Genomic DNA, 11,920 nt, shown 5'->3' with positions numbered 1-11,920 from the left:
GCACAGTCTGTGTCTGATGCTCCGGACGCCACGCACAGCGTCACGGAACAGGTCTGGTGCCGCCTGCCGCCGGCTCGGCCGGCATCGGTGGTCAATCAGCGGCGACAGCTGCGGGGGCGGGGACCTCGAGGGTCTCGCCGCTCCCGCACCGATCTTCACGGGGCCGCTCCTCGCGGAGCTCCGCGATGGCGGCCTCGAAGTCCTCGAGGGAGTTGAACGCCCGGTACACGGACGCGAAGCGAAGGTACGCCACGAGGTCGAGCTCCCGAAGGGGGCCGAGTATGGCAAGACCGACGTCGTGGGTCGTCAGCTCGGCGCTCCCCGTGGCCCGGACCGCCTCCTCGACCCGCTGGCCGAGTTTCGCCAGCGCGTCCTCGGTGACGGGTCGCCCCTGGCAAGCCTTGCGGACCCCCGAGATGACCTTGGTCCGGCTGAAGGGTTCGGTCACGCCGCTGCGCTTGACCACCATCAGCGAGCAGGTCTCCACCGTCGTGAAGCGACGGGAGCAGTCGGGGCACTGGCGGCGCCGACGGATCGACGTCCCGTCGTCCGTCGTACGGCTGTCGACGACCCTGCTGTCGGGGTGCCTGCAGAAGGGGCAGTGCATGTCTCCCAACCCTCCTTCACGGCACGACTGAATAGCCTCGCAGGTCCGCCGCGGACCTTCGAGGACAGTCCCAAGCATAGGCGATGAACTCGGCCTCGCAGGACCGGGGACCACTACTTATGGGCGGTGATGACGATCCAACCACTACATCTAGGGTTTGGCCCCACTTCCGCACTCAGCGCGTGTCGCGCTTCCCTCGTGTACGGCAGGCGCCCCCGGGCCCGGCACGAGGGTACGGGAAGGGCATGGCGGCCGAGGCCGCGGGGCCGTCCGCTACGACCGGCCGGACCCGCCCGTACCGCCGGGCGGGAGGCGCGGATCCACCGGGCGCGGAAGCCCCGCCCGCCGAGCGCGGGACACGGGCGCGGACACCCCCGAGGGCACCGACGGACCGGCGGAACGTTAGCGTGGGCCCTGGGAGCCGCCGCCCGGCCGCCGGTCCGGAACACCAGCTCATACACCTCTCGGCAAGCCCGCGACAGCCCTTTATTTGTTTTTCACTCGAACGTGTGTTTGGCGCAACCTTTCGAAAGCTACTACCGTTGCCTAACTAGGGAGACCATTCGAGAGGGGCCGACGTGACCACCACCACAGACAGTGCCACCATCACTGCCCAGGACCACCGCTCCCAGAGCCGACTTGAGCCGGTGCATGCCATGAATGACTCAGCCATGAACACGGAGGGCCCGGAACCCTCGCGCCCCGCGCGCTCCTTGCCCGGTCGCCCTCCGGGGATCCGGGCGGACAGTTCGGGGCTCACGGACCGGCAGCGGCGCGTGATCGAGGTGATCCGGGACTCGGTGCAACGGCGCGGCTATCCCCCGTCGATGCGCGAGATCGGCCAGGCGGTGGGGCTGTCCAGCACCTCGTCCGTCGCCCATCAGCTGATGGCTCTCGAGCGCAAGGGCTTCCTGCGCCGCGACCCCCACCGGCCGCGCGCGTACGAGGTACGGGGCTCGGACCAGCCCAGCACTCAGCCGACCGACACCACCGGCAAGCCCGCGGCTTCGTATGTGCCGTTGGTCGGCCGTATCGCCGCGGGCGGACCGATCCTCGCCGAGGAGTCCGTCGAGGACGTGTTCCCGCTCCCCCGTCAGCTCGTCGGCGACGGGGAGCTTTTCGTGCTGAAGGTCGTCGGCGACTCGATGATCGAGGCGGCGATCATGGACGGTGACTGGGTCACGGTCCGGCGCCAGCCCGTCGCGGAGAACGGCGACATCGTGGCGGCCATGCTTGACGGCGAGGCCACGGTCAAGCGCTTCAAGCGCGAGGACGGCCATGTGTGGCTGCTCCCGCACAACTCCGCCTACCAGCCGATTCCCGGCGACGAGGCGACGATTCTGGGCAAGGTCGTGGCGGTGCTGCGGCGGGTCTGAGCACCGCCGGTTCGGACCGGGCCCCGGGATCCCTGCGCCGATCCCGGGGCCCTGACGTGTCCGCGCACCCTCGGACGGCGTCCGCACGCCCTCCCGACGAGGACGGGGCAGTGCCGGCCCACCGGCGGTCAGGCTGCGGAGTACCCCTCACTCACTCCGAGGCCTTCGCTGCCGCGTCGATGGCCGCCAGTGAGCGCCGGGCCTGATTGCGGTCCGTGGTGTACCAGAAGTCAGGCAGCGAGGCGCGGAGGTAACTCCCGTACCGGGCGTTGGCCAGCCGGGGATCGAGCACCGCGACGACGCCCTTGTCCCCCATGGCCCGGACCAGCCGGCCGGCGCCCTGAGCCATCAGCAGCGCCGCATGAGTCGCCGCGACGGCCATGAAGCCGTTGCCGCCGGCCTCCTCGACCGCCTTCTGCCGTGCGCTCATCAGCGGATCGTCCGGCCGGGGAAACGGAATCCGGTCCATGACGACGAGCTGACAACTCGGTCCCGGGACGTCCACGCCCTGCCACAGGGAGAGCGTGCCGAAGAGGCAGGTCTCGGGCTCCGCCGCGAAGTTCTTGATCAGCTCGCCGAGCGTCTCCTCACCCTGGAGCAGGATCTGCTTGTCCTGCCGGCTCCGCAGCTCCTCGGCCGCCGCCTGGGCCGCCCTCATGGAGGAGAACAGGCCCAGGGTCCGGCCTCCCGCCGCCTCCACCAGCTCGGCGAGTTCATCGAGCATGTCGGTGCGGGAACCTTCCCGGCCGGGCAGGGCCAGGTGTCGCGCGACGTACAGGATGCCCTGCCTCGGGTAGTCGAACGGCGAGCCGACGTCCAGGCCCTTCCACCGGGGGACGTCCTCGCCACCGGTCCCCTCCGGCGCGAGGCCCAGCGATGCCCCCACGCCGTTGAAGTCACCCCCGAGCTTGAGCGTGGCCGAGGTCAGGACCACCGAACGGTCGGCGAAGAGCTTCTCCCGCAGCAGTCCGGACACGGAGAGCGGAGCGATGCGTACGGAGGCGCCGAAGCGGTCGTGGCGCTCGATCCAGACGACGTCGTACTCGGAGCCCTGGGTGATGCGCTCCGCGACGCCGTGGATGGACTCGACCGACGCCATGGCCTGCTTGCGCACCGCGTCCTCGTCCTGCACGGACTTGTCCCGGGTGCCGCCGAGCGCGGAGATCACCGTGCGCGCGGCGTCGCGCAGGGCCATAAGGGCGTAGCCGAGGTCCTCGGGCACCTCCTCCAGGCGGCCGGGAAGTGCCAGCTCCATGACCCGCTCGAACCCCTCCGAGGCGGTCAGCAGGGCGTCGGCGGCCTTCTCGTTGACCAGCTTGGCCGCTCGGCGCACCGCGCGGTTCACCTGGCCGGGGGTGAGCTCACCCGTGGCGACGCCCGTGACCCGCGAAACCAGTTCATGGGCCTCGTCGACGATGAGCACCTCGTGCTTCGGGAGCACCGGGGCGCCCTCGATCGCGTCGATCGCGAGCAGGGCGTGGTTGGTGACGACGACGTCGGCGAGCTTGGCCCGCTCACGGGCCGCCTCCGCGAAGCACTCGGCACCGTAAGCGCACTTGGTGGCGCCGAGGCACTCACGCGAGGAGACGGAGATCTGCGCCCAGGCCCGGTCCGAGACGCCCGGCGTCAGGTCGTCCCGGTCGCCGCTCTCCGTCTCGTCCGACCAGTCGCGCAGACGCAGCAGGTCCTGGCCGAGCTTGCTGGACGGCGCGGCCGCCTCGAACTGGTCGAACAGCCCCTCCTCCTCGTCCTGCGGGGCGCCTTCGTGGAGCCGGTGCAGGCAGAGGTAGTTCGACCGGCCCTTGAGCATCGCGAACTGGGGGCGACGCCGCAGCAGCGGGTGCAGCGCGTCCACCGTGCGCGGAAGGTCCCGTTCCACCAGCTGGCGCTGCAGGGCCAGCGTCGCCGTGGCCACCACGACGCGCTCGCCGTGGGCCAGCGCGGGCACCAGGTAGCCGAGGGACTTGCCCGTGCCGGTTCCGGCCTGGACGAGCAGGTGTGCGTTGTCGTCCACGGCACCGGCGACGGCCTCGGCCATGGAGACCTGGCCGGGGCGTTCCGTGCCGCCGACGGCGGCGACGGCTGCGTGGAGGAGCTCGGGGAGAGATGGCTTCGTCATAGCCCGACCAGCCTACGGCGAGCCACCGACAACGACGCTCACTCCCGGACTCAGGCGGAGGGGTGGAGCGGGTTGGCGACGGTCCCGTGGACGGCGGCGTGCGGACGCTCCGAACGGTCACGGTAGCCGTCCAGATGCAGACGGTTCCGGTTGAGGCACAGGCGCTCGATCGTGGGTGTCAGCATGTCGAAGATCTCGAACCGGTCCTTGAGCTCGGGGAAACGGGCGTGGTAGCGCAGGATCTCCGCACGGACGAGTGACCAGAATTCACGTTCCGGTACGTCGAGTTGCTCCTCGCAGAGCGGGGACAGATAGCGGAGGACACCCACGAAGAGCCCCGAATGGATGAACTGGGTGAGGAAGGCGGGTTCCTCCGTGAGCAGGATGTCCCTGACGCCCGTCGGCATGGCGTCGTGCTCGGGCAGCGCACGGGCACTGATGTTCACGTCGTCGACGAAGTCCTTGATCGCCAGGCGTACGGGCACGTCGTCGCCGTCGAAGATCACGATGGCGTTCTCGCCGTGCGGGGAGAACACCGTGCCGTAGCGGTACAGGAAGTGCAGCAGCGGGGGCAGCAGTGCGTCCAGGAGTCGGGTCAGCCAGGCCACCGGGGCCAGCCCCGAGCGGGCGACCAGTTCGGCGGTGAACGAGCGCCCGTCGGGGTCGGTGAGCAGCAGCGAGGCCAGCGTACGAGCCCGCTCGCCGGGCACCAGCCTGGGCTGCAGGGGCTCCCGCCAGATCGCCCCGAGGATCTCCTTGAACTGGTACGGCGACTCGGGGAGCCGGTCGTAGAGCGGATGCTCGACGGTCACCGAGGCGACCTCGCCGAGCAGGACGACGCGGCAGGTGTCGCGGAGGAACGGATCACCGTCGCACAGCCCCTGGACCCAGGCGGTGACGGCCGGAGCCGCGAGGGTGCGTTCGGTCGGCAGGCCGCGCCAGACGAGCGTGTTGAGGATGGAGAGCGGCAGTTTGACCGTGTGCCGGTCCGGCCGCCCGACGTTGGTGAAGGTGCGGATCGACTGCTGCGGCAGCCGGAGGTCCTCGTCGGCGTGCAGTGGTACGACGGCGCCGTCCGCGATGGCGGGAGCGAAGACCGGGACGATCCATTCGTCCCACTGCCACGGATGCACCGGCATGAAGAGGTACTCACCTGGGTCGAGGCCCCGTCCGCGCAGGATCTCGGCGAACGACTCCCGGACGTGCTGGTCGAGTTCGCGCGCGTAGAGGTCGTCCGGCGCCGCGAGGCCTCCCACGCCGCGGTACTCCGCTATCCGCGAGCTGACGGCGATCCAGGGCAGTGTGGTGGCCGAGCGGGCCTCCGGTGTGAACCGGGCGGCGTCGGCGGCGGAGAAGCCGAGACGGCCCTTGTTCGCGACGAGCCAGGGGTGCCCGGTCTGGTGGCCCTCGAGTTCGGCGTACGGCAGCTCGGCGAGCTGTGCCGCGCCGAGCGCCGCGCGGTCGAGCCGGGTGTCGGCGATGAGTGTGGCGGTGAGCTCTCGGATGAGGTGGGCGAGGGTGGCGCCGTCGAGACCGAGGAGGCCTCGGGCCCGCGCCAGGAACCGGAGCGGGTCACGGAAGGGTGTACCGCCGACGCCCGTCCCCTCGGCGCGCGTTCCGTCGGCGGGCGTCCGCTCACCGCCCGCTCCCTCGGCTATCGCCCCGGCGGGGTTCTCGGCTGTCGCCCCGGCCGGGGTTTCCTCTTCGTACCCGGCAGCGGTCTCGTGTGTGTCGCCGGCCGGGACCTCGCGGATCGTCGCGGGGTCGACGCGCCAGCTCCCGTAGACGCCGCGCCGTGCGTGGAAGGACAGCGTGCCGCCGTCGTCGAGGGTCAGGGTGTAGGTACCGGTGCGCTCCGCGCCGTCGTACGTCCGGGGCTCGGGCTCGATGACCTCCTCGTAGGCGAACTCACCGAGCATCTTCGCGAGCAGCGCCACCGCCACCCGGTCCCAGCAGCTCCGGTCGAGTTCTGGGGTGTCGAGCGACGTGCGGGACGCCGCCGGGTGAGGGCTCGCGGGATATGTCGGCACGGGGACTCCTCCGGGTGGGACCGATGGGGTTCGAGCGGGCGGTGCGGTGCGGAGAGTTGTTCACAGGTCATCACGGTGGGCCCGGTCGCGGACCATGAGTGCGGCTCTTTTCTCGGGGAGTTCCACTTCCGCGCAGAAGCGGAATCCGGCACTCAGGAAGGCGGAGACGGACGGGGTGTTGCGCAGGTCCGGCTCGGCGATCACCCGGGCGCAGAGCGGGCGGTTGTCGAGTACCAGGTCGGAGACGGCCCGGAGCAGCACGCTCCCGATGCCCCGGCCGCGGTTGCCCACGCCACCGATGAGGAGGTGCACCCCCATGTCGTGGGGCCGGGACGGGTAGTGGCGGGCCAGCGGGTCCAGATCCGCCCGGTAGATCTCCCAGTAGCTCATGGGCGTGCCGTCGAGGACGCCGAGGCAGGGCACGCTGCGGCCGTCCCCGTCGAGCTGTCTGCCGAGGTGGGCGCCGGTCACCGACTCCGGGCCGGCCAGTTCCCAGAAGGCGGCGACCGCGGGGTCGTTCATCCAGCGGCTGATGACGGGCAGGTCGCGTCCGGGTTCGACGGTGACCAGCTGGAACTCCCCCGCAGGGGTGCCGACCGGGGTCCACGCTCCGGGGCTGCCGACGAGCGCGGAGGCCGCGCCCCCGGCGGCCGGCGGTGGAGTGTCGTCGCCGAGCAGGGCGAGGAGCTCCTCGGTGAGCCTCAGCTCGAGGGTGTCCTCCGTGCCGGTGCCGTCGGGCGGTACGGCACCGGTTCCGCTCCCGGTGTGCGCGTCGGCTTGGTGCACGGTGACGCTCTCCTCTCGTGCGTTCAGGCGGTCGTGTCCGTCAGCCGTGGAGGGGGTTGGCGATGGCGACGTACACGGACTGGGTGTCGACCGGCCCGACGAGTTCGTCGAGGCCGTGCATCCGGGTCAGCAGGTTTGCCTTGCAGCGCAGTTGCCCGGTCCCGAGGAGGTACGCGGGCAGCGGCGAGCCCAGCGCGACGGCGCCTTCGAGGAACCGGCGGAACGCGGCGAGGAGCAGCCGCTCGTCGGCGAGGCGCTGGGCGCCGAAGGCCCCGATCAGCCCGAACACGTTGTTGATGCCCAGGTAGTAGGCGAGGCGCTCGTCGGTGACGGCGTCGGGGACGAAGGTGTCGCTGACCGCCCCGATGCCGGGCAGCCGGCCCTCCAGCGCGGTGCGGTGGGACTCACGGAAGTAGTAGCCCTGGTTGTCGCGGTACCGGCCGCCCATGGGCCAGCCGTCCGGGTCGAGGAGGACGAGCGTGTTCTGCTGGTGGGCCTCCAGGGCGACCCCCGCGTGTGCGTCGAGCCAGAGGACGGGCAGGACCACACGGTCGAGGTAGCGCAGGAACCACTCGGCGCATACCGCCCCGGTCGTGCGGCCGGTACGCGCGGCGAGCGAGGAGACGACGGCCGCGAGCCGCGAGTGCGTGCCGGAACGCCCCGGCCAGGGGCGGGGCGCGGTGAGCCCGGCGACGCAGACCGCGTCGTCGGCGGGACCGAAGGGGTTGTGGCGGAGCATCACGTCGAGTCCGGGGACGGGGCTGCCGTCGGGGGCGTCGACGGCGATCCAGGCCGGGTCCCGGACGATGTCGAAGCCGGGGTGCGCCGCGTGCCACCGGTCGGCGAGCCCGGTGCGCAGCAGCCGGTGGACCTCGGCTCCGCGGTGGAGTTCCTTACGCAGGTTCTCCCTGCGGGAGTTGGTGATCCGTACGCCGAGGGAGAGCTTCAGCATGAGGTCGGAGCCGGGCCGGTGCACGGTGCGGACCGATGAGGTGGGGTGCCAGCGTGCCCCGTGCGGACCGAGGTCGTGCAGCAGGCCCTTCTCGCACAGGGCGACGACCTCGGGGCGGCGCAGGAGTTCCGCGGCCTGCCACGGATGGAGCGGGAGGGCCGCGGTGCCCTCGGGAAGAACGAGCCCCTGGGCGTGCGGGGCGAGGAGTGCCTCCGCCGGGACAGGTCGGCCCGCCTTCGTCCAGGACGACTCGGTGGCCAGCACGGAGCGGTCCACGGCCATCCAGTGCAGCGGGAAGGAGCCTCGCAACTCCGGTGAGTAGAGCAGCGCTTCGGACTCGGACAGGCCTTCGCGGCTCTTGGGCGTGGGATGCAGGGGGTGGCCGAGGACGAGGGACTGCTCGCCGGTGAGGAAGGGGTCGGCCTCGGGGCAGGGGTCGGGCGTACGCCGTCGCTCCGCGATGAACGTGGCCGTGTGCCGCACCGAGTCGGCCACCCTTGCCACCAGGTCGACCCCCGCGCTCCGTTCGCTCTCCCGTCCCAGGAGCGCAGCCACGGTGACGGCGTCCACACCCGGGGCGTCGGCCGGGGCGTCCTCCAACGCCGGTGTGCCGAAGCGGTGCCAGCCCGTCGGGGACCAGTAGGAGACGGGGACGAGCAGGGCGGTGCCGCTCGCGGGGAGGGGAACGCGCAGGGTGGCTCCCGGCGGCCGGGGCAGGTCGTTCTCCCTGGTCCAGCAGCGGAGCAGGTTCTCCGTACCGGCCGAGTCGGCGGCCCGGAGCGGGTCCGGGTGGTCCAGCGGATCGGTGCGGTCCCGCGGGTCGGCCAGGCACGGACGGTCCGCCGCCGGGGCGCCGGTGGCCGTCTCCGCACGCGGGTACGGACGTTTCTTCTGGCGCGGCACGGTCGTCGCCTCGACGACGAGGGGGCCGTCCGGTGGTTCGTGTCCTCGCTGCTCGCTGGTGAGAGGGCCGTCGGCCTCGGGCGCAGGGGTGGGGTTCACGGCGGTCTTCCTTGTGAGGGGGGTCCGGGTTCAGCTGGTCGGCGCGGCAGCGGCCCGGCGGTTCGCGGAGCGCTCGGCCGCGCTCAGCGCGTCGGCGAGACGGTCGACGACCGCCGTCGCCTGTTCGTCGGTGAGCGTGAGCGGAGGGAGCAGCCGGATGACGGCGCTGTGACGTCCGCCGAGTTCGACGATGAGGCCGCGGCGCAGGCACTCCTGCTGCACCGCCGCCGCGAGGGCGGGGTCGGCCGGCGGGGCGGTGCCGCTCTCCGCGGTGACGGTGGGCGGCCCGGCCTCTGGGTCGACGAGTTCGATACCGATCATCAGGCCGCGGCCCCGGACGTCGCCGATGCTCGGGTGCTCCGCGCCGAGCGCCTGGAGCCGGGCGAGCATCCGCGCGCCGAGCGTCCCGGCGCGCTCGGCGAGCCTGTTCTCCCGTACGTACGCGAGGGTGGCGGTACCTGCTGCCATGGCCAGCTGGTTGCCCCGGAAGGTCCCCGCGTGGGCGCCCGGCTGCCAGACGTCCAGCCCGGAGCGGTAGACGATCACGGCGAGGGGCAGCGAGCCGCCGATGGCCTTCGACAGGACCATCACGTCGGGCACGATGCCGCTGTGCCCGACCGCCCAGAACGCGCCGGTCCTGCCGACGCCGGTCTGCACCTCGTCCGCGATCAGCGCGATGGAGCGCTGCCGGGTGATCTCCCGCATCCGCCGCAGCCAGGCATCAGGCGCGGGGTTGACACCGCCCTCACCCTGGACCGGTTCAAGGATCATGCCCGCCGGGGCGGGCACTCCCCCCTTGGGGTCGTCCAGGAGGTTCTCGGTCCAGCGCGCGGCGATCTCGGCGCCCCGCTCCCCGCCGGTTCCGAACGGGCAGCGGTAGTCCTGCGGAAAGGGCAGCCTGGTCACCTGTACGTCGGTGGCACCGCCCGACGCGCCCAGCGCTCCCGCGGTCATTCCGTGGTAGGCGCCGGTGAAGGCGAGGAGTCCGCTGCGTCCGCTCGCGGCCCGCACCAGCTTGAACGCCGCCTCGACGGCGTCCGTCCCCGCGGGTCCGCAGAACTGGATCCGGGCGTCGTCGGCCAACTCCCGGGGCAGGGTGGCGAACAGCTCGGTCGTGAAGGCGTCCTTGACCGGGGTGGCGAGGTCGAGCACATGCATCGGCGCCCCGGAGTCGATGACCTTCCTGATCGCTTCGAGCACCACGGGGTGGTTGTGGCCGAGGGCGAGCGTGCCCGCCCCGGAGAGGCAGTCGAGATAGCGCCGGCCGTCCGCGCCCTCGATGGTCATGCCCCTCGCACGGACCGGCACGATCGGCAGGGAACGCGCATAGGTGCGGGCCGCCGACTCGCGCTGCGCCTGGCGCCGCAGAATTCCCTCGTGGGCAGGGGGAAGTGCCACCGGAGCTGGTTCGGTCACGGCCACGGCTGTCGGTCCTCCTGCGGTAACAGTTGCGTTGCACCTCGGCGCGGTCCGCCGGGACCGGGGCACACCGATGAACGCCGTCCTTGTGTCCCCCGTACGTACCAACGACGCCGGAGCCGGGAGATCACGGGTAAATCGGAAGATCCTCGCGCGGACGGAACCGCGGCCCTGCCGAGTGCCGTCCACAACGGCACCGGCATAGTGGGTGCCGCACTCCGCTCGGGGCTTCGCTCCGACGTCGTCGGCGTGTGTCGCGGCCCCGCTGGGCCGGGCGGCGCACCCGAGGTCCGCGGTGCCGTAACGAAGTCAGTCACGAAGTCCCAGGGGGATCACCAGATGCGACCCATGCGCCCGATCGACACCGCACGCCGCGGAGGGAGCGCCCGCCGCACCCCCCGGGTGTTCGCCGCAGCCGCACTCGCCGCTGTCCTGACCCTCTCGGCCACCGCCTGCGGTCCGGAGGAGGACGGCGCGTCCGCCGAGCCGAGCAGTTCCGCCGGCCAGGCCTCGGACGGGAAGGTCGTCATCCCGGACGACCTCAAGGACCGGCTCAAGGAACACGGGATCGACCTCGACAAGTGGCGGGACGGCGAGTGGAAGAACTGGGACAGGGACACCTGGCTGCGTGAGGCCAAGGACTACGTCAACCCGATCATCGAGGACCTGTGGGACCCGGACCGGATGCGTGAGGCCGACAAGCCCCCGGAGAACCCGGTCGACAACGACATCTCGGGCGACGAGGGCGTGACGGACCCGACTCCCGACCCGGTGCAGGCCGCTGACCTGCGGACGCCGTACCACGACAGCGCTCCGGCGTCCGGGAAGCTCCTCTTCGACGGGCCCGAGGGATCGATGGTCTGCTCGGCGACCGTGGTGCAGGACCCCGCCCACCCGGGCAAGTCCAACATGGTGTGGACCGCCGGTCACTGCGTGCACGCGGGGAAGAACGGCGGCTGGTACCGCAACATCGCCTTCGTCCCGTCGTACAACGACAGCGGGATGTCGGTGTCCGAGCTGGAGAATGCCTCCAAGGAGCAGATCGCCCCGTACGGCGTGTGGTGGGGCCAGTGGGCCCAGACCTCCGACCAGTGGATCGCCCAGGGCGCCGCGACCGGCGGCCAGGGCGCTCCGTACGACTTCGCGGTCCTGCAGGTCGCGCCGGAGAAGGGCTCGACGGGCAAGTCCCTCGAGGAGACCGTCGGTTCGGCGCTCCCGGTCGACTTCAACGCCCCGGCGGTCCCGGAGATCGACGACATGACCGCGACCGGCTATCCCGCGGCCCCGCCGTTCGACGGCCAGAAGGCGCTCCAGTGCGCCGACCGGCCGGGCCGCCTCGCGGTCTTCGAGGACCAGCCGACGATGTACCGCATCGGCTGCACGATGACCGGCGGTTCCTCCGGTGGCGGCTGGGTCGCCGAGGGGCAGGACGGTAAGCCGGCCCTGGTCTCCAACACCTCCATCGGCCCGGTGACGGCCGGCTGGCTTGCCGGACCGCGCCTCGGCAAGGAGGCCAAGGGCGTCTACGACTCCGCCGCCATCTCCGATGTCCGGGTTCCCGCGCTGGTGCGTCACGGGCTGAATGTCGAAAGCGGCCTGAACGACGGCATGGTGCTGCCCTTCTTCGTC

The 11,920-nt window shown here is 71.8% G+C and carries 8 protein-coding genes; 2 read left to right on the top strand and 6 right to left on the bottom strand.

Translation table 11 applies throughout. The features are described 5' to 3' along the window. Nucleotides 1-91: 91 nt before the first annotated feature. Nucleotides 92-607 (bottom strand): transcriptional regulator NrdR, encoded by a 516-nt coding sequence (gene nrdR, locus AB0I83_RS28755; protein WP_356535900.1) that lies wholly within the window; start codon nucleotides 605-607, stop codon nucleotides 92-94. Between the two features lie 578 nt (nucleotides 608-1,185). Here nrdR and lexA point away from each other — a divergent pair. After that, a complete protein-coding gene (gene lexA, locus AB0I83_RS28750; protein WP_356535899.1) occupies nucleotides 1,186-1,983 on the top strand; it encodes a transcriptional repressor LexA in 798 nt (265 codons plus the stop codon). A gap of 151 nt (nucleotides 1,984-2,134) precedes the next feature. Here the strand turns inward: lexA and AB0I83_RS28745 are convergent, their stop codons facing one another. The 5 genes from AB0I83_RS28745 to AB0I83_RS28725 are packed head-to-tail and all read right to left on the bottom strand — an operon-like array spanning nucleotide 2,135 to nucleotide 10,294. Continuing rightward, nucleotides 2,135-4,102: an ATP-dependent DNA helicase gene (locus AB0I83_RS28745; RefSeq protein WP_363306719.1), complete on the bottom strand. Its 1,968-nt coding sequence runs from the start codon at nucleotides 4,100-4,102 to the stop codon at nucleotides 2,135-2,137. Between the two features lie 50 nt (nucleotides 4,103-4,152). Next, entirely contained in the window at nucleotides 4,153-6,132 is a 1,980-nt protein-coding gene (locus AB0I83_RS28740) for an IucA/IucC family siderophore biosynthesis protein (RefSeq protein ID WP_363306718.1), read from the bottom strand. Nucleotides 6,133-6,192: 60 nt separating this feature from the next. Next, nucleotides 6,193-6,918, bottom strand: coding sequence for a GNAT family N-acetyltransferase (locus tag AB0I83_RS28735; protein ID WP_363306717.1), 726 nt, complete (start codon nucleotides 6,916-6,918; stop codon nucleotides 6,193-6,195). Between the two features lie 40 nt (nucleotides 6,919-6,958). Next, nucleotides 6,959-8,872, bottom strand: a complete 1,914-nt coding sequence (locus AB0I83_RS28730) for an IucA/IucC family protein (RefSeq protein WP_363306716.1) — start codon at nucleotides 8,870-8,872, stop codon at nucleotides 6,959-6,961. 30 nt (nucleotides 8,873-8,902) lie between these two features. Next, nucleotides 8,903-10,294 (bottom strand): diaminobutyrate--2-oxoglutarate transaminase family protein, encoded by a 1,392-nt coding sequence (locus AB0I83_RS28725; protein ID WP_363306715.1) that lies wholly within the window; start codon nucleotides 10,292-10,294, stop codon nucleotides 8,903-8,905. A 345-nt stretch (nucleotides 10,295-10,639) separates the two neighbouring features. On the opposite strand from AB0I83_RS28725, the gene AB0I83_RS28720 reads away from it, so the two are divergent. Next, nucleotides 10,640-11,920: hypothetical protein (locus AB0I83_RS28720; protein WP_363306752.1), on the top strand; the 1,281-nt coding region annotated here is incomplete at its 3' end.

This window comes from Streptomyces sp. NPDC049970, assembly GCF_040660235.1.
Lineage (GTDB): Bacteria > Actinomycetota > Actinomycetes > Streptomycetales > Streptomycetaceae > Streptomyces.
This window is presented reverse-complemented; position numbering and strand designations above follow the sequence as displayed.

Bases quoted from the DNA above. Each gene is read 5' to 3' on its own strand.
- nrdR (WP_356535900.1), bottom strand. From the start codon at position 607: ATGCACTGCCCCTTCTGCAGGCACCCCGACAGCAGGGTCGTCGACAGC.
- AB0I83_RS28745 (WP_363306719.1), bottom strand. From the start codon at position 4,102: ATGACGAAGCCATCTCTCCCCGAGCTCCTCCACGCAGCCGTCGCCGCC.